General features: G+C 38.4%; 16 protein-coding genes. 12 read left to right on the top strand and 4 right to left on the bottom strand.

What is annotated here, in order from left to right; genetic code table 11:
* Nucleotides 1-7: 7 nt before the first annotated feature.
* Nucleotides 8-2,644: a valine--tRNA ligase gene (locus ZA05_RS02795; protein WP_053990242.1), complete on the bottom strand. Its 2,637-nt coding sequence runs from the start codon at nt 2,642-2,644 to the stop codon at nt 8-10.
* A gap of 276 nt (nt 2,645-2,920) precedes the next feature.
* On the opposite strand from ZA05_RS02795, the gene ZA05_RS02790 reads away from it, so the two are divergent.
* Nucleotides 2,921-3,346: a DUF1573 domain-containing protein gene (locus ZA05_RS02790; protein WP_053990166.1), complete on the top strand. Its 426-nt coding sequence runs from the start codon at nt 2,921-2,923 to the stop codon at nt 3,344-3,346.
* Nucleotides 3,347-3,393: 47 nt separating this feature from the next.
* On the opposite strand, the gene ZA05_RS02785 is transcribed toward ZA05_RS02790, so the two are convergent.
* Nucleotides 3,394-4,650 (bottom strand): aspartyl protease family protein, encoded by a 1,257-nt coding sequence (locus tag ZA05_RS02785; protein WP_231632400.1) that lies wholly within the window; start codon nt 4,648-4,650, stop codon nt 3,394-3,396.
* A 195-nt stretch (nt 4,651-4,845) separates the two neighbouring features.
* Between ZA05_RS02785 and ZA05_RS02780 the strand changes: the two genes are divergently transcribed.
* The 4 genes from ZA05_RS02780 (at nt 4,846) to ZA05_RS02765 (ending at nt 8,644) form a co-directional block, all read left to right on the top strand.
* Nucleotides 4,846-6,036 (top strand): pyridoxal phosphate-dependent aminotransferase, encoded by a 1,191-nt coding sequence (locus tag ZA05_RS02780; protein WP_053990168.1) that lies wholly within the window; start codon nt 4,846-4,848, stop codon nt 6,034-6,036.
* Nucleotides 6,037-7,050 (top strand): UDP-N-acetylmuramate dehydrogenase, encoded by a 1,014-nt coding sequence (gene murB, locus ZA05_RS02775; RefSeq protein WP_053990169.1) that lies wholly within the window; start codon nt 6,037-6,039, stop codon nt 7,048-7,050. It begins immediately after the preceding gene.
* Nucleotides 7,051-7,280: 230 nt separating this feature from the next.
* The gene (locus tag ZA05_RS02770; RefSeq protein ID WP_053990170.1) at nt 7,281-7,811 is read left to right on the top strand and encodes an RNA polymerase sigma factor; all 531 of its coding nucleotides are present in this window, start codon (nt 7,281-7,283) and stop codon (nt 7,809-7,811) included.
* A gap of 11 nt (nt 7,812-7,822) precedes the next feature.
* The gene (locus tag ZA05_RS02765; protein WP_053990253.1) at nt 7,823-8,644 is read left to right on the top strand and encodes an anti-sigma factor domain-containing protein; all 822 of its coding nucleotides are present in this window, start codon (nt 7,823-7,825) and stop codon (nt 8,642-8,644) included.
* A gap of 52 nt (nt 8,645-8,696) precedes the next feature.
* Here the strand turns inward: ZA05_RS02765 and aqpZ are convergent, their stop codons facing one another.
* Nucleotides 8,697-9,398 (bottom strand): aquaporin Z, encoded by a 702-nt coding sequence (gene aqpZ / locus ZA05_RS02760; RefSeq protein ID WP_053990171.1) that lies wholly within the window; start codon nt 9,396-9,398, stop codon nt 8,697-8,699.
* Between the two features lie 165 nt (nt 9,399-9,563).
* Here aqpZ and ZA05_RS02755 point away from each other — a divergent pair, with 165 nt between their 5' ends.
* Genes ZA05_RS02755 through ZA05_RS02725 form a run of 7 tightly spaced genes read left to right on the top strand, consistent with a single transcriptional unit; the run spans nt 9,564 to nt 16,846 of the window.
* Nucleotides 9,564-9,767 carry a membrane or secreted protein gene (locus tag ZA05_RS02755; protein WP_053975984.1) on the top strand — a complete coding sequence of 68 codons (204 nt, stop codon included), beginning with the start codon at nt 9,564-9,566 and terminating at the stop codon, nt 9,765-9,767.
* A 6-nt stretch (nt 9,768-9,773) separates the two neighbouring features.
* On the top strand, nt 9,774-10,886 hold the full coding sequence (locus ZA05_RS02750) for a glycosyltransferase (protein ID WP_053990172.1): 1,113 nt from the start codon (nt 9,774-9,776) through the stop codon (nt 10,884-10,886).
* Entirely contained in the window at nt 10,877-11,425 is a 549-nt protein-coding gene (locus ZA05_RS02745; RefSeq protein WP_082333645.1) for an RNA polymerase sigma factor, read from the top strand. The genes ZA05_RS02750 and ZA05_RS02745 overlap by 10 nt, the downstream gene beginning before the upstream one ends.
* Entirely contained in the window at nt 11,425-12,639 is a 1,215-nt protein-coding gene (locus ZA05_RS02740; protein WP_053990174.1) for an Nramp family divalent metal transporter, read from the top strand. The genes ZA05_RS02745 and ZA05_RS02740 overlap by 1 nt, the downstream gene beginning before the upstream one ends.
* Before the next feature lie 52 nt (nt 12,640-12,691).
* Nucleotides 12,692-13,570, top strand: coding sequence for a lipoyl synthase (gene lipA / locus ZA05_RS02735; protein ID WP_053990175.1), 879 nt, complete (start codon nt 12,692-12,694; stop codon nt 13,568-13,570).
* Between the two features lie 2 nt (nt 13,571-13,572).
* Nucleotides 13,573-14,571, top strand: coding sequence for a type I glyceraldehyde-3-phosphate dehydrogenase (gene gap, locus ZA05_RS02730; RefSeq protein WP_053990176.1), 999 nt, complete (start codon nt 13,573-13,575; stop codon nt 14,569-14,571).
* 49 nt (nt 14,572-14,620) lie between these two features.
* Nucleotides 14,621-16,846, top strand: coding sequence for an ATP-binding protein (locus ZA05_RS02725; protein WP_053990177.1), 2,226 nt, complete (start codon nt 14,621-14,623; stop codon nt 16,844-16,846).
* A gap of 2 nt (nt 16,847-16,848) precedes the next feature.
* Here ZA05_RS02725 and lpxK read toward each other — a convergent pair whose 3' ends face one another.
* On the bottom strand, nt 16,849-17,859 hold the full coding sequence (gene lpxK, locus ZA05_RS02720; protein ID WP_053990178.1) for a tetraacyldisaccharide 4'-kinase: 1,011 nt from the start codon (nt 17,857-17,859) through the stop codon (nt 16,849-16,851).
* Between the last annotated feature and the right edge of the window lie 45 nt (nt 17,860-17,904).

The raw sequence follows: 17,904 nt of genomic DNA, 5'->3' as shown, positions 1-17,904 counted from the left end.
CATGTTCCTATTGTAAACTCGCTAGACTGGCTTTTAAAGTTTCAATCTTTGCCAAAGCATCGGCTTCCTTCTTCTTTTCTGAAGCCACTACCTGTTCAGGCGCATTGCTTACAAAACGCTCGTTGGATAGTTTTTTCTGAACCGATCTCAAGAACCCTTCAGTATAGCTTAGCTCGTCGGTCAACTTTTTAATTTCAGCATCTACATCTATACTTCCTGCCATTGGCACAAAGTATTCGTTGGATTTCACTCGAAACGTCAAGGCACCTTCTACAGCTTCCTTCACATATTCAATTGCCTCCAAATTCCCTAACTTTTGAATGATAGCATCGAAGGTTGTGCTGGTGTTTCCGTTGTTGATTACAGAAAAACCAATGGCATCTTTAAAGGCGATGTTCTTTTCTTTTCTGATGTTTCTAATTCCCGAAACCACTTCCGAAGCAAAATCAAACTCAGCAATCAATGTCTCGTTTACCGGTTTAGCTTCTGGCCATTTTGCTACAATTAAAGCCTCTTCTGGAGTACGCTCTGCAATATAATGCCAGATATCTTCCGTTAAAAATGGCATGAATGGATGCAAAATCTTCAAGTTATCTTCAAATGCAGCGATTAATGCCTTATAAGTTGCAGCATCTACTGGCTTTTGATATGCAGGCTTCACGATTTCCAATAACCAACCAGAGAAATCATCCATGATTAATTTGTAAATCGCCATCAAGGCATCGCTTAAACGATACTTGCTAAAGTGATCTTCAATTTCAGTTAAGGCTTTTTGGAACTTAGAGGCATACCAGTCTAAAGCAATTTTGCTTGATTCCGGCTGAGGAATGCTTTCATCAATGTCCCATCCATCAATTAAACGGTAGGCATTCCAGATTTTGTTCCCGAATCCTTTTCCTTGCTGACACAAAGCTTCGTCGAACAATAAATCGTTACCAGCAGCACTACTCAACAATAATCCCACACGAACACCGTCGGCACTGTACTCTTCAATCAGTTTTAAGGCATCTGGAGAGTTCCCTAAAGATTTACTCATTTTACGACGTTGCTTATCGCGAACAAGTCCAGTTAAGTACACGTTGTTGAATGGTCGTTCACCTTTATATTCGTAGCCGGCAATAATCATTCTCGCTACCCAGAAGAATAAAATATCCGGCCCAGTAACCAAATCATTTGTTGGGTAATAGTATTTTATGTCCTCGTTTTCAGGATTGCGAATACCGTCGAATACACTCATTGGCCACAACCAAGAAGAGAACCAAGTATCTAAAGCATCCGTTTCCTGACGTAGATCTTCAGCTTTTAAATTAGCTTTTCCTGTTTTTTCAACAGCTAATTTTAGCGCGTCTTCAGCGGTTTCGGCAACTACAAAATCCTCTTTTCCGTCACCGTAGTAATAGGCAGGAATTTGTTGTCCCCACAACAACTGGCGCGAAATATTCCAATCGCGGATGTTTTCCATCCAGTGGCGATAGGTATTTTCGAATTTCTTTGGGAATAATTGAATATCGTTATCTTCACCCAAAACCGCTTCGATAGCTGGTTTCACCAATTCTTCCATTTTCAAAAACCACTGATCGCTTAAACGAGGCTCGATAACGGCTTTAGTACGTTCTGAAGTTCCTACTTTATTTACGTGAACTTCTGTTTTTACCAAGGCTCCGGTTTCTTCCAATTCTTTGGTAATGGCCTTACGCACTACAAAACGATCTTGACCTTCGAAATGCAATCCATAACTATTAAGTGTTGCATCTTCATTGAAGATATCAACTACTTCTAAATTATGCTTATCACCTAACACCTTATCGTTTTCATCGTGTGCAGGCGTTACTTTTAAACATCCGGTACCAAATTCAACATCTACATAGTCATCTTCAATAATTGGAATCACACGACCACAAATAGGAACAATGGCCTTTTTACCTTTAAGGTGTGTAAAACGCTCATCTGCTGGATTGATACAGATGGCAGTATCTCCAAAAATAGTTTCGGGACGCGTGGTTGCAATGGTTAAAGTATCCTCGCTACCTTCAATTTTATAGTTTAAGTAATACAGATTCCCTTGTTTTTCTTCGTAGATTACCTCTTCATCAGACAAGGTTGTTTTTGCTTCCGGATCCCAGTTTACCATACGATAACCACGGTAGATCATGCTTTTATTGTACAAATCAACAAACATCTTTATTACGGCTTCAGACATGTCGTCATCCATCGTAAACTTGGTTCTGTCCCAATCGCAGGAACATCCTAACTTTTTAAGCTGCTCCAAGATCACACCACCATATTCATGCGTCCAATCCCAGGCATGCTTTAAAAACTCCTCGCGAGACAAATCGTTTTTATCTATCCCCTGCTCTTTCAACTTGGCCACAACTTTTGCCTCGGTAGCAATAGACGCATGGTCGGTACCCGGTACCCAACACGCATTTTTACCTTGTAAACGCGCACGACGGATTAAAACATCTTGAATCGTGTTGTTCAGCATATGCCCCATGTGCAAAACCCCTGTTACGTTTGGCGGCGGAATTACAATGGTGTAAGGTTCTCTTTCATCGGGCTCTGAATGAAAATAGTTGTGTTTCATCCAGTAATCGTACCACTTTTGCTCTACCTCTGTGGCTACATATTGTGTTGGAATTGCCATATCCTAAGTATCTTATTTTCTCTGTTATTTTGACTTCCAAAGGCCTTCACTAAGTATTTTTTTCATTGAAAATCCCTCTTAAAAACATAGCCTTTGGTACTGTTTTTGTGTATGAACTGACAAAAGTACTTATATTTCTTTTTTCGTGAAATTATTAGACCAAATAATCCCCTTGTTTTAAGCTTGGTGAGCGTTAACAATAGTGTAATACGTCTAATTAATTTTGCTGAATGCCAAAAAGTAAGTAGTTTTGACTATCAATTTAAATTTTAAGTGATGAAAAATTTAGTACTGATTTTATTCGTAGGCCTTGTAAGCCTTGGTGCCATGGCACAAGAAAAAGTAGCTAAGATTGAATTTAAGACCACAACTATAGACTACGGAACTATTGAAAAAGGTTCGGACGGTGTACGCGTATTTGAATTTACCAATACAGGAAATGCACCTTTGATCATTTCTAACGTGAAGTCCACTTGTGGTTGTACTGTTCCTAAAAAACCAGACGGACCAATTATGCCAGGGGAAACAGGGGAAATCTCTGTAAAATACGACACCAATAGAGTAAATCCAATTAGAAAAACCATTACAGTAACTTCTAATGCGGACACTCCAACGGTAGCCTTAAAAATTAAAGGTTTAGTTGTAGACTCTAGCAAAAACAGTGTTCTAGAGAAAAAGGACAAAAGCGTTATGGAACAATAAAAACGTTACTTTAACAAACTAAAAAACTCCCTTATCAGGGAGTTTTTTTAGTTTAATAGGCTTTCTAACTTAAATTTAAAAACCATGGACTTTCCTCCGCGGTCCACCACCAATTTAATGTTGGTTTCCTCCTCGTCATAAAACCGCTGACTCAACTCTTGCAAAGTCATGGTATGGGTTCCTTTATTGTTAATGGACAAAATAACATCGCCCACCAACAAGCCCGCTTTAAAGGCCGGAGAATCCTCCCGCAATTCAACAATGGTATAAGCTGGTTTTAAAGCAAACTTATAAATTGTATTGAACATGACCCTGTTGGAAGCATTCTTTTCGCTATCCTCAGTAGCATAGTCAAAAACTGGTTCTTCCTCCTTAATAACCCGCACCCCATTTTGTTCCAGCACAATGCCGCTTTTGTTATAATGAAACGGCTTCTTGAAGTTCCCGTTTTTTTTAATGGTCATTTTAAAATTGTGGTAATCCAAAACTATGTTGAAGCGTTTGAGCAATTCCCCTGAAATACTCCCGTTACGCTCTTTAAAATTCCTAGCCTCGGAAATTGCCACCGAATCGGGAAATGCCACATTAACTCTCTTTAGGTCAAACCCGCTGAGGGTGAATCGTCTTACCTTGGAGCGTTTGCCATGAATATTTCCACTAAGTCCCTTTCCTAAAAAGTCCTCAAAGAAATTATCATCCTGGGGCAATATTTGTTGAGAGGTATCCTCAAAAAGCCACAAGGCATCACTACTTCCCGTATCCACCAATAATTTCACCGGTATTTCAACGGAATCCACACACACCATTGCATCTATATATGGCTTGTTCTTAAACAAAACCAAGTCTAAAGTCTCACAGTTCTTACATTTTTTATAGACATAGGTTTCGGGCTTATGAAGTTTTAAATATTTAGAGCTATAGTTAATTTCCACAATGAAGTCCTTAAAAACATCATAGCCTATAATACCGTGGATACTTACTCCCAATCGCGGAGTGAAATTGATGGAATTGTCAAAGACCACATAAATATCCTGATTCACGTTAACCGCATCTCCTATTTTAAGCTTATTGTGGTTGGATTTTAGCGCCTCAATTTCACCATCTCCCCCAAGGCCTCTAAGATAAATGCGCTCACCGTTATTGATATGCAAAGAATCCGAAAGATTGAAAATATTGAAGAGAATGGGCTTGCTAACTCCAGAGTCCAACAAAAATGACAATTCCACCCCATTAACCTCCACAGGAATGATAATTAAGTTATTTATTAATTGAAATTTAACCTTGACATTATCTCGGGAAGGCATGTTAAAATTACCCTGGGCATTTAGGTTTATACCCAGCGTTAAGAAACACCATATAAAAACCCACCTAATTCGCATATTAACTAATTGACTATATACAATTTACAACCTTTTGAGATATTATCATTTTTTATGGTTTGTTTTTAAAAAAACTTTAAGATAATTTTCAGACCTTTGCCCTCTAAAATCAAGAAAACAATGCCATCTATTTCAAAAAAAGGGCATGAAATGCCTGAATCCCCTATACGAAAACTTGTTCCTTACGCAGAGCAAGCCTATAAAGACGGAAAAACTGTCTATCACCTAAACATTGGCCAACCCGATATCAAAACTCCTGAAGTTGCGTTGGATGCCGTAAAGGTGCATTCATTGGATATTTTGGCCTATACACGCTCTGAAGGTTCTGAAGGGTACCGCAAAAAAATTGCAGACTACTACGAAAAAAACAATATTCACGTAAAACACGACGATATCATTGTAACCACCGGAGGTAGTGAGGCCCTTATGTTTGCTTTCGGAAGTATAATGGACCCAGACGATGAGATCATTATTCCAGAACCTTTTTACGCCAACTATAATGGCTTTTCAAAGGCTTCTGATATTAATATTGTGCCTGTTATTTCTAAAATAGAGGACAACTTTGCTTTACCAGCCATTGAGGAGTTTGAAAAATTGATCACTCCAAAAACCAAGGCCATCTTAATATGTAACCCTGGAAACCCTACTGGGTACTTATACTCAAAGGAAGAAATCCAACAATTGGCACAAATAGTCATTAAGCATGACCTCTTTTTAATTGCCGATGAAGTTTACCGCGAGTTTGTTTATGACGGTAATGCGTTCTATTCCATTATGCAGGAAGATAGCATAAAGGACCATGCCATAATGATCGACTCGGTTTCCAAGCGCTACAGCATGTGTGGTGCCAGGATTGGATATTTGGTTTCAAGGAACAAAACCGTTATTCAAACCGCTTTAAAGTTTGCCCAAGCACGTTTAAGTCCTCCAACTTTGGCGCAAATTGCCAGTGAAGCGGCCCTTAACACGCCACAGAGCTATTTTGATGATGTGAATGAAGAATATGTACATCGTCGTAATACACTTATCAGAGAATTGGAAAAAATAGAAGGTGTAAAGGTAGCCAAACCCAATGGAGCATTCTACTGTATTGCAGAACTACCTATAGAAAACGCCGATAATTTTGCACAATGGCTTTTGGAAAAATTTGATGTTGATGGCGAAACCGTAATGGTGGCCCCTGCCGCAGGGTTCTATTCTACCCCAGGTGTTGGTCTTAACCAAATACGCATAGCTTACGTACTTAATGAAAACAGTCTTGTCAAGGCTGTAAACATATTGAAAGAAGCCCTAAAAGTTTACAATAGCTAAATGCTTATAGAACAAAATATATCCCTAAAGCCCTACAACACTTTTGGCATTGATGTTTCTGCTCACCACTTTGTGTCCGTGGCTTCATTGGAAGCTCTCAAAAGTGTTTTGGTAAACAACCAAGATTCCAAACCATTTATTTTGGGGGGCGGCAGCAATATGCTTCTTACCAAAGACATAAAGGATTTGGTAATTCATGTCAATTTAAAGGGAATAGAAATTGTTGAAGACAAGGACAACCATGTTTTAGTAAAGGCCTATGCTGGGGAAAACTGGCATGAGTTTGTACTATGGTGTTTAGACCGTGGTTTTGGAGGTGTAGAAAACCTGTCCTTGATACCGGGAAATATAGGAACGGCACCTATTCAAAATATTGGTGCTTATGGTGTAGAACTAAAGGACGTGTTTGAAAGATGCGAAGCTATTGACATCAACACCCAGGAGCTTGTAAGTTTTTCAAAGGAAGAATGTCGGTTTGGATATCGCGAATCCTATTTCAAGCAGGAAGCTAAAGGACGCTTTATCATTTGTAGTGTCACTTTAAAATTAACCAAAGAAAAGCACAATCTTCGCACTGAATATGGAGCCATTAAAGGGCAATTGGAACAAGACAATATTACAACGCCAAGTATTAGGGACATTTCCAATGCCGTAATAGCCATAAGGGAAAGCAAACTGCCCAACCCCAAAGAAATTGGCAATAGCGGTAGTTTCTTTAAAAACCCTGTGATTTCAAAAGAGCATTTTAAACAATTACAGGAAAACTTCCCAAACATACCAAGCTATGTTGTCTCTAAAGAGAAGGTTAAAGTGCCTGCGGGATGGCTTATTGAAACCGCTGGATTTAAGGGAAAAACCTTTGGAACCTATGGAGTCCATAAGCAACAGGCTTTGGTTTTGGTAAATTATGGTGGTGCGAAGGGCCAAGATATTTTGGAACTTGCACAACTTATTCAGGACACTGTTCAAAGACTTTTCGGAATCGCTATAGAGATGGAAGTCAACATTATATAAAAGAAGCCCCGATCTTTCGGGGCTTCCCTTCTATAGTAAATGTAATTGCGCTATTAACCTTTATCTGTTTAGGAAAGAAAACATTTTAACTATAGTATCTTTTAAAAGGTTTTTCAGCAATGTTTGTAATAGTAATATTTTGCTATTTTTACTACCTTTATTTATATACGTTTTAAAGAAGACTTTTAGATGTCACTGAAGTACTCTTAAAACCTTAATACACAAACCTTTTGAGCACATCTATTGAGCAGCATATTGTCGAACTTTTAGAAAAAGAAGACAAAACCGCCATAAATTTACTCTATAAATATTATAGCGATAGTCTTTATGGTGTCATATTAAAGGTCACAAACGATGAAGAACTTGCACAGGATGCCCTCCAGGAAACCTTTGTGAAAGTTTGGAAAAACGCTAAAAAATACGACCCCAAAAAAGCAAAACTGTTTACTTGGTTATACCGAATTGCCAGAAACACAGCCATCGACAAATTGCGAAGTTTCAACAATCGGTTTGAAAAGGAAGTCCAAATCGATCAATCCAACGTATATATATTACCAACAGCAAGTTTAAACCAAGATGTCCTTGATTTGAAAGAGCACGTTGGAAGATTGGACGAGAAGTACCAGATTGTATTGAAAGCCTTATTTTTTGAAGGCATGACGCAGCAGGAAGCCAGTGAAGAACTGGACATTCCCTTAGGTACCATAAAGTCTAGATTAAAAATTGGACTTAGAGAATTGAAAAAACTTTATGTTCATTAATGCAAAAAGCAATGGAAACAACATTACAATCTTTCTTGAAGTCTGACCTATTGGATAAGTACATCCTAGGAACAGCTGATGCTTCGGAGATTTTAGAAGTAGAACATTTTATTTCCAAATACCCAGAAGCCCATGACGAGTACATTAGATTGCAGGACAATTTAGAAATCCTTGCTAAATCCAATGCTGTTGAAGCTCCCCAGTTCATTTTGGATTCCATTCACAAAACCATCGAAAAAGAGGAAATCAAAAAGGAGACACCTGTTATCAGTTTGACACACACCCATGTAAGACGCAAAAAAACTTGGTATCGCTATAGTATTGCTGCAAGCATCGTAGCCTTTATCTTTGCTAGTGCCGCATTTTTACTGTACCAGCAGAACATCCTTTTAAAACAGGAAAACCAAGTGGTTGTGGATGAAATATTTGATTTGAGAAATGACATCCACGATAACAATGAAAAACTGGACAACCTCATGAGGCAATTCATGAAACTGAACAACCCAGAAACTGAAAAGTACGTGTTACGTGGCAATGATAGAGCTAAAGACTTAAAAACTGTAGCCTACATTAATGCCGTAGACAAAACCTCCATGATTGACGTAGTCTCCCTTCCACAACTACCGGAAGACCAGACCTATCAAATTTGGGCCGAATTACAGGGAAAAATGGTTAACCTAGGTATTTTGGACGCTTCAGACCGCAAATTAAAACCAATTCCTTATATGGAGGATGCCTTAGGACTTAGCATTACCATAGAACCCAAGGAAGGCCATGGCAATACTGCTTCCGCAGAAAACGAAGTCGCTGAAATCTCTTTGAAAAACAATTAAATAATTAATTGTACAGAAATAAAAACCTCGGATGTTCCGAGGTTTTTATTTTTTATTCCAATTCCACATCAGGCTTTTCAAAAAGTGCTTTATGAATAAAACCTGCCACTACGGCTCCCAAAATAGGCGCTACCCAAAACATCCATAATTGAGATATATAAGCCCCAGTTGCAAACAAGGCCTGACTCGTAGATCGGGCTGGATTTACTGAGGTATTGGTGATGGGAATACTGATTAAATGAATCAATGTTAAGGCTAACCCAATCGCTATAGGTGCAAATCCTTTAGGAGCTCTCTCATTGGTACTTCCCAAAATGATCAATAAGAAAAATAGGGTAAGTATAAATTCGGCCACAAACCCAGATAGCTTGGAATAGCCTCCTGGAGACAACTCTCCATAGCCATTGGCTGCAAAACTCCCCACGTCTGTAAAATTGGGCTGTCCAGAAACAATGATATACAACACTCCCGCAGCAGCAATGCCCCCAATAATTTGAGCAGCAAGATAACCAACCAAATCTTGAGCAGGAAATTTTCCTCCAGCCCACAACCCAAAAGTTACCGCCGGATTAAAATGCCCCCCGGAAATATGACCAACAGCAAAGGCCATGGTAAGCACGGTGAGTCCAAAGGCCAAAGCCACTCCTGCAAACCCAATACCCAAATCAGGAAAAGCGGCTGCAAAAATGGCACTGCCGCACCCTCCAAAAACCAACCAAAAGGTTCCAAAAAACTCAGCAAGTATTTTTTTCATAAGTTATAGTGTTAATAGTTAGTGTTTTAAATTTAACATTATTTTTCTTTCCATGTAACCTCTTGACACAAAATCCCCAAACAAACTACCAACAGTTGTTAACATCTGCCTGTAGAATTAGTCAGTTTACATCAAAATCTTTACCTTTGCAGAAACTTTTTACGCATGAAATTGTTACTCATTACACTAATCCTTTTAGGATTGGGAATCGCAGGAATTGCCATAAAAATATGGGCTAAAAAGGATGGCAAATTTGCCGGGACATGTGCTAGCCAAAACCCAATGCTTAACAAAAGTGGTGAAGCTTGTGGTTTTTGTGGAAAGACCCCAGACCAATTTGATAACTGCAACGAACCTCAACACTCCTAATTTTTAATGCTGATATTTGATATCCTATTCTACAGCTTTATTGTAGTTATCATTGTTCAAGCGTTTTATTATTTAGGGATTTTTCAAAAGTTTTCTTTTTCAAAAGCACCAAAAGGCTCCCCGAAGAGTTTTCCGGTATCGGTGATCATCTGTGCTAAAAATGAAGCGCAGAACCTTAGAGAATTCCTTCCTTCCATACTGCAACAGGACTACCCCAATTTTGAAGTGGTTCTTATCAACGATAGTTCCAATGACGACACATTGGAAGTCATGGAAACATTCAAAACCACCTATGACTTCATTAAAATTGTAGACGTTAAAAACGTTGAAGCCTTTTGGGGCAACAAAAAATATGCGCTTACCCTAGGTATAAAAGCCGCAAAAAATAAACATCTATTATTTACAGACGCCGACTGTAAGCCGGTATCCAACCAATGGATTACAGAAATGTGCAGTCAATTTTCAGATAGTAAAACCATTGTGATTGGCTATGGGGGCTACCAAAAAATTAAAGGGTCACTGCTTAATAAACTCATAAGGTACGAAACCCTTTTAACCGCAACACAATATCTTTCTTACGCAAAAATTGGGATTCCCTATATGGCCGTTGGAAGGAACTTGGCTTATAAAAGCGACACCTTTTACGAAGCCAGAGGTTTTATGAGCCATATCGACCTTAATTCTGGAGATGACGACCTATTTGTAAATGAAATTGCAACATCTGACAATACCGCTGTATGTACCTCCCCTGATAGTTTTACACTTTCAAAACCAAAAACCACTTTTAGCAGTTGGATTTTACAAAAACGCCGCCATGTAAGTACTGCCCAACGCTACAAAACCGAACACAAAATTGCCTTGGGTCTATTTTATGTTTCTCAATTTCTTTTTTGGTTATTAGCCATTCTATTACTGTCTTTTCAACATGAGTGGATTGTTGTTACTTGTTTGGTAGGCTTACGTTTTGTGATAACCAGCACCATTCTAGGCCTGTCTGCAAAAAAGTTGAATGAAACAGACCTTATAGTGCTATTTCCTTTCTTGGAGTTGTTTTTAATTGTGGCACAATTCTTTATATTTATAAAAAATCTAATCGCAAAACCTCATCATTGGAAGTAAAAGAAGCCATTGAAAAAGCCAAAAAAAATGACCAAATGGCATTCAATTTTTTGTTGGACACTTTTTGGAACGATGTATATGGCTTTCAATTGAAACGTACCGAAAATGAAAACGATGCTGAAGATATTAGCATTCAAACATTTTCAAAAGCCTTCGACAAAATAGACACTTATGATGACAATTACGTGTTTAAGACTTGGCTTATCGCCATTTCAAAAAACATTCATATTGATTTGTTGCGCAAACGAAAATCATCCATCACAAGCACCACAGCCCATGATGATGAAAATGAGTTTTACAATATAGTTGACGAGTCCCCTTCCCCCGAAGATAAGCTTATCACCGAACAGAATTTAGCCAAACTTTTAAGAGACATAAAAAAGCTAAAGCCTCATTACCAAGAAATTATCAACCTTAGATATTTTCAAGAACTGAGCTACAAGGAAATTTCAGAACAACTTCAAGAGCCCATTAACAATGTTAAGGTGAAACTCTTGCGGGCAAAAAAACTATTGGCAGAAATCATCACTAAAAAATAATGCCCTTCGATGTTAAAAAGCTAGGTCCGGGGTTACTTTTTGCTGGTGCAGCAATAGGCGTATCACATTTAGTACAGTCTACCAGAGCTGGCGCCGATTACGGCTTTGGACTTGTTTGGGCCTTATTGTTGGTGAACCTTTTTAAATATCCTTTTTTTCAATTTGGACCTCGCTATGCCATGGCTACTAGGGAAAGCCTTTTGGATGGCTACAAAAAACTGGGCAAAGGTGTACTTTTCACATACACAATGGTAACATTGGCTTCCATGTTCACCATTCAAACAGCAGTAACAATTGTTACCGCTGGATTGGCCCACAACCTCTTTGGAGACCTTATTTCCTTAGAAATGTGGACTGTGATTATTCTTTCAATATGCGTTATTATTCTTTTAAAAGGAAGATACAACTTTCTAGACAGGATAATGAAAGTAATTGTCGTCACCCTAACTATTAGTACTCTTATTGCTGTTGGACTAGCATTTACCGACAATTCAAAATCTATTTCCTTTTTTCAAATACTCCCAAAAAACCATTTGGAAATAGGCTTCCTAATAGCCTTTATGGGATGGATGCCTGCTCCATTGGATATTTCCATATGGCATTCCTTATGGACCATTGAGAAGAACAAACAGGTTAAGGGACTAACCGTAAAATCCTCTTTATTTGATTTCAACATTGGTTTTTTGGGAACCATTCTCATAGGATTGGGATTTTTAGCCTTAGGAGCTTTCGTCATGCACCAAAGCGGAGTTTCATTCAGCTCAAAAGCGGGTGAATTTTCAAATCAATTAATCACTATGTATTCCAAACATATGGGAGCATGGACCTATCCCATCATAGGAATTGCAGCTTTAACAACCATGTTCAGTACCACACTTACTACTATGGATGCCTCACCTCGTTCCATGGCACATAGCATAAAGCTTCTATTTCCGAAAACGCAGATGAAGGGATATTTTAGTTGGATGCTCCTTCTACTTTTTGGAACCATTTTTATCTTTTTCTTTTGGGCTTCAGAAATGGGTCTGCTTATCCAAATTGCGACTATACTTTCCTTTTTAACGGCGCCATTTTTCGCGATTGCCAATTATGTTCTTATCTGTAGTAAACATACACCAAAAGAATGGCGACCTTCCACCTTTATTCATATTTGGAGCCTATTGGGGATTGTTTTTCTTATAGGTTTTAGCGCGTGGTATCTTAGTACGATATAGCAAGGTATTACAATTATACTTTGTATCTTTGCGGTTGCAAATTACAGATTACATGAACACAGAAACTGCTTCAAATACGGTAACAGAAAGACAGCCAAAACCGAAATGGTTACGAGTGAAATTGCCTACCGGTAAAAAGTATACAGAGCTTAGAGGCTTGGTGGACAAATACAAATTGAATACCATTTGTACTTCTGGAAGCTGTCCAAACATGGGAGAATGTTGGGGAGAAGGTACCGCCACCTTTATGATTTTAGGAAATATCTGTACCCGTTCCTGTGGATTTTGCGGTGTAAAAACAGGTCGCCCAGAAACCTTGGATTGGGACGAACCTGAAAAAGTGGCACGCTCCATCAAGTTAATGAACATCAAACACGCTGTATTGACCAGCGTAGATCGTGACGATATTAAGGATATGGGAAGTATCATGTGGGCAGAAACCGTAAAGGCAGTTCGCCGTATGAACCCAGAAACCACCTTGGAAACTTTGATTCCAGACTTTCAAGGTATCGAACAACACATTGACCGCATTATTGACGTTGCTCCAGAAGTGGTATCGCACAATATTGAAACCGTAAGACGATTGACCAGAGAAGTACGCATCCAAGCGAAATACGACCGTAGTTTGGGTGTTTTGAAATATTTAAAAGCACAAGGACAACGTCGCACGAAATCTGGAATAATGTTAGGTCTTGGAGAAACTAGGGAGGAAGTTATTGAAACCCTACATGACCTAAAAGCAAATGATGTAGATGTTGTAACCATTGGTCAATATTTACAGCCAAGTAAAAAACATCTTCCGGTCCAAGAATTTATTACTCCTGAGCAGTTTAAGGAATATGAAACTATAGGTTTGGAATTAGGTTTCAGACATGTTGAAAGTAGTGCCTTGGTAAGATCTTCCTACCATGCGCAAAAACACATCCACTAGTCATGATTAGGGTTGCCATTAATGGGTTTGGTCGAATTGGCCGACGCGTGTTCAGACTCATACAAAATCACCCCAACCTAAGTGTAGTTGCCATAAATGATTTAGCAGACGCCCATACCTTAAGCCATTTGCTAAAATATGACAGTATTCATGGCGTATTACCAAACGAAGTGTCTTGGGATGACAAGCATATCATTGTCGACGGTCAATTAATTCCTTTACTCAATCACAAGCACCCCAAAGCAATTGATTGGAGTCCATATGATGTAGATTTCACTATTGAATCTAGTGGAAAGTTTAAAACCATCGAAGATTTAGAATGGCATTTAAAAAATGGTGCAGATCGAGTGATTCTATCGGTTCCCCCATTAGATGATAGCATCAAGACCATTGTGATGGGTGTGAACGATCATTTATTGGATGGCACTGAGAAAATTATTTCCAACGCCTCCTGTACTACCAACAATGCAGCCCCAATGATGGCAGTTATCAAGGAACTTTGCGGAGTTAAACAGGCCTATATTACCACCGTTCACTCCTACACCACCGATCAAAGCCTACACGACCAACCCCACAAAGACTTAAGACGAGCACGCGCTGCCGGACAATCTATTGTCCCAACGACCACAGGTGCTGCCAAAGCATTGACCAAAATTTTCCCCGACCTTTCCAATGTTATTGGAGGTTGTGGGATAAGAGTACCTGTTGCCAATGGTTCATTGACGGACATCACTTTTAATGTAAAAAATACCGTATCAATTGAACAGATTAATGAAGCGTTTAAAATAGCTTCCGAAACACACCTCAAGGGCATTTTAGAATACACCGAAGACCCCATCGTATCCATCGATATTGTAGGAAATCCCCATAGTTGCATCTTCGATTCCCAGATGACTTCCGTGATAGAAAACATGGTAAAAATTGTTGGCTGGTATGATAACGAAACTGGATATTCTTCAAGAATTTTGGATTTAATTTGCAATTTATCGGACAAATCATAACTTTTATCGAATAAATATTTATATTTGTTACAATAAAAGTGGTCTGAATATGTCCCAAATTAAGTACTTCATCCTTATTTTAGGCTTCAGTTGTTGGCTTCAGCTGGGAGCGCAAAACAATGCTGATGATCGTGATTTATTGCAAATGCGCATTGAAAATCTTATCACCCATGCTTCATTAAATAATAGCCGTGGTGATTATTACAGCGCAAAGGAAAATCTTACAAAAGCCTTGGAAATTGCAAAAACCATCGGCAATAAACAAAGCGAAGGTATCATCCACACAAAGATTGCCAAACTGCAATATACCATCCAAGAACCTCAAGAAGCCATGGTCTCTCTTTTAAGAGCTGCCGAGATACAAAGAGAGATTGAAGATTACGCCAATTTGGCCATTACATACAATGTTTGGGGGGTTATCTCCTACAGTAATAAAGAATACCAAACAGCTTTGGATTATTTCCATTCAGCAAAAACCAAATTTGAAGAGGAGGATCTAGAAGAATACATTCCAGAGGTATGCCTTAACGAGGCTAAGGTGTACATAAAAATGGAAGACTACAAACAGGCCAAAGCCCAATTGGAAAAAGCCATTGTTCTTGCCAAAAAATACAATCAAAGTAATATTTTAAGTAGCGCACTTATCAACAGTGGGAAAGTGCTGCAAAAACTTGGCAATAGCGATTTAGCGCTTTCGGCAACCAATGATGGATTAAAAATTGCTCAACAAAACAAGCTTATTGAAAGTTTGAATGAAAGTTACCTTACATTGAGTGACATTTACCAATCTGAAAACAACTATAAGCTTGCCAACGAATTTCTTGTCAAGCATATCAAGTTATCAGACTCTATATTGGATATCAAGCGTGAGAACTTAAGCCCTGAAAAACGCACACAATTTATAAGTGAATATAAAGATGCGGAAAACCAACAGTTAAAAGCTCAAATGGAGCAAAAGAATGCCGATAGCAACCTTACCAAAATCACCACTATTTTGAGTATTGCCCTTATTACCATTCTTTCATTATTAACTCTTTCGCTATACAAAAACAACAATATTAGGCTTAAGACCAACAACATGCTTCACAAGAAAAATGATGAGTTGGTATTGGCTAAGGAAAAGGCTGAATTGGCTTCCAAAACAAAAGCCAATTTCCTTTCAACCGTAACCCATGAGCTAAGGACACCTTTGTATGCCGTGACAGGTTTAACCAATATGCTTTTGGAAGAACACCCAAAACCAGAACAGATACCTCACTTGAAATCCTTGAAATTTTCTGGAGATTATCTTTTAACCTTCATCAACGACATTCTGCAGATCAATAAAATTGAAGCCAATAAAGTAGATTTAGACCCTGAAATTTTTGATTTGAAGAAGAAAGTTGGCAATGTTATTTCTGCCCTTAACAATTCGGCTGTAGACAATAACATTACCATGCACTTTGAGTACGACAAAGACCTTCCTCGCACCTTTGAGGCCGATCAACTTAAGATTTCACAAATCTTGATCAACCTTATTGGTAATGCCATAAAGTTTACCAAAGATGGAGATATTTGGGTTCGTGTTACCAAAATCAATGAAAAAGACGGTGTTTATGGTGTAAGATTTGAAGTGGAGGACAACGGTATAGGAATCACCAAAGAAAAACAGGAGCACATGTTTGAAAGTTTCTCTCAAGGCTCCATTCAAATAAACCGTAAATACGGAGGAACCGGGCTTGGACTTTCCATTGTGAAAGGCCTTATAGAAATCCTAAAAGGAAAAATCTACCTGAAGAGTGAGCTCGGTAAAGGATCTACCTTCATTTTTGAAGTGCCAATGGCTTATGCTGAAAAGCTTGAGACCATCGCGAAGCCAAACTATTCAAATAACATCAATCAATTGGATTTAAGCAACGTTAAAATTTTAGTTGTCGAGGACAACAAAATTAACCAAATGATCACGAAGAAGATTTTGAACAAAATGAACCTTCATTGCGATGTCGTGGACAATGGTGAAGATGCCGTTGATAGAGTAAAAGAAGTGAACTACAGTGTTGTTTTAATGGATATCCACATGCCAGGAATTAGCGGATTGGAAGCCACCAAAATCATAAGAACTTTTGACAAAGAACTTACCATATTTGCCCTTACAGCTGTAACCTTGGAAGACAAAATGCATGAGTTTGATGAAGCCGGTTTCAACGATATCATCTCAAAACCGTTTAAGCAGGAAGATTTTGAGAAGAAGTTATTCAACGCCCTAAGTAACCAGAATCAGGCTTCTACCATTTAATTTTAAAATTGGCTAACGAAGGTGTTCACTTTTGAATTAAACAATTCTGGTTTATCCAACTGTACTTCTATGGGTAAATAGAACAAGTTATCTTGATTTTTAAAATGTGGAGATAGACGCATATAATCCTTTTCCGTAGTGATGATTAATCCTTCGTTTTTCAACATGTCAATCTCACTATCGGAAAAATCGTGATGATCCTTAAAATTTAAGTGTTTAAATTCTAACTGAAAGGATTCCAAATATTCCAATAAAGGCTTCGGATTGGCTATACCCGTAACCAAGCTAAACGTTTTGCCTGTTAACAAATCAAGAGACATTTCTTCCTTTTTGCCTTTAAGTTCTTTAGCATAATCTATGGAACTAAAAAACACCTCCTGTCCTTCATTAGGTTTTAATTGCTTGATGATTGTTGCTTTTTCAACCTCATCCAAATTCTTTGGACATTTGGTTACTACAATCACATCGGCTCGTTTGGCACCAGATCTTGGCTCTCTTAAATCGCCTGTAGGCAACAAAATATCATTCGCGTATAATTTGGAATACGAAGTCAACAATACATAGAACCCAGCCTTTACTTTTCGATGTTGAAAGGCATCGTCCAACAAAATAACTTCAGGAGCATTTTTTAACTGGCGTAATTTAGCAATCCCATGACGTCTGTCCTCGTCTACACAAACCAATAGATCTTCAAACTTAGAATGAAACTGGAAAGGTTCATCACCGATATCTTCCACTTTCGTGTCGTCATTGGCCAAAAGAAAGCCCTTGGTTTGTCTTCTATACCCCCTACTCAAAGTTGCAAGAGATTTTTCTTTCCCTAACAACCTTACCAAATATTCTATCATGGGGGTTTTACCAGTACCTCCCACACTTAAATTACCAACTGCTATAACTGGAAAATTATATTCCGTGGATTCAAAAACACCAACATCATACAATTTATTACGCAACCAAGTGACCACATAGTAAACAGGAACAAAAGGTAACAAGAGCTTTCGGAGTAAGTGCATAAATGACTATTTAAAACAGCATTGAATTGGTTTGGCAATATAATC

Origin of the sequence: Mangrovimonas sp. TPBH4 (assembly GCF_001280505.1) — a bacterium.
In the GTDB taxonomy this organism is placed as follows: domain Bacteria; phylum Bacteroidota; class Bacteroidia; order Flavobacteriales; family Flavobacteriaceae; genus Mangrovimonas_A.
The sequence above is the reverse complement of the archived record's forward strand: the minus strand, read 5'-3'. Positions and strand labels throughout refer to the sequence as shown.

What these genes read in the sequence shown, in the direction of transcription:
- lipA (WP_053990175.1), top strand. Translation starts at nt 12,692, where the DNA reads ATGAACACAGAAACTGCTTCAAATACGGTAACAGAAAGACAGCCAAAA.
- ZA05_RS02750 (WP_053990172.1), top strand. Translation starts at nt 9,774, where the DNA reads ATGCTGATATTTGATATCCTATTCTACAGCTTTATTGTAGTTATCATT.
- ZA05_RS02780 (WP_053990168.1), top strand. Translation starts at nt 4,846, where the DNA reads ATGCCATCTATTTCAAAAAAAGGGCATGAAATGCCTGAATCCCCTATA.
- ZA05_RS02740 (WP_053990174.1), top strand. Translation starts at nt 11,425, where the DNA reads ATGCCCTTCGATGTTAAAAAGCTAGGTCCGGGGTTACTTTTTGCTGGT.
- ZA05_RS02785 (WP_231632400.1), bottom strand. Translation starts at nt 4,650, where the DNA reads ATGCCTTCCCGAGATAATGTCAAGGTTAAATTTCAATTAATAAATAAC.
- ZA05_RS02790 (WP_053990166.1), top strand. Translation starts at nt 2,921, where the DNA reads ATGAAAAATTTAGTACTGATTTTATTCGTAGGCCTTGTAAGCCTTGGT.
- lpxK (WP_053990178.1), bottom strand. Translation starts at nt 17,859, where the DNA reads ATGCACTTACTCCGAAAGCTCTTGTTACCTTTTGTTCCTGTTTACTAT.
- ZA05_RS02725 (WP_053990177.1), top strand. Translation starts at nt 14,621, where the DNA reads ATGTCCCAAATTAAGTACTTCATCCTTATTTTAGGCTTCAGTTGTTGG.
- murB (WP_053990169.1), top strand. Translation starts at nt 6,037, where the DNA reads ATGCTTATAGAACAAAATATATCCCTAAAGCCCTACAACACTTTTGGC.
- ZA05_RS02755 (WP_053975984.1), top strand. Translation starts at nt 9,564, where the DNA reads ATGAAATTGTTACTCATTACACTAATCCTTTTAGGATTGGGAATCGCA.
- gap (WP_053990176.1), top strand. Translation starts at nt 13,573, where the DNA reads ATGATTAGGGTTGCCATTAATGGGTTTGGTCGAATTGGCCGACGCGTG.
- aqpZ (WP_053990171.1), bottom strand. Translation starts at nt 9,398, where the DNA reads ATGAAAAAAATACTTGCTGAGTTTTTTGGAACCTTTTGGTTGGTTTTT.
- ZA05_RS02795 (WP_053990242.1), bottom strand. Translation starts at nt 2,644, where the DNA reads ATGGCAATTCCAACACAATATGTAGCCACAGAGGTAGAGCAAAAGTGG.
- ZA05_RS02765 (WP_053990253.1), top strand. Translation starts at nt 7,823, where the DNA reads ATGGAAACAACATTACAATCTTTCTTGAAGTCTGACCTATTGGATAAG.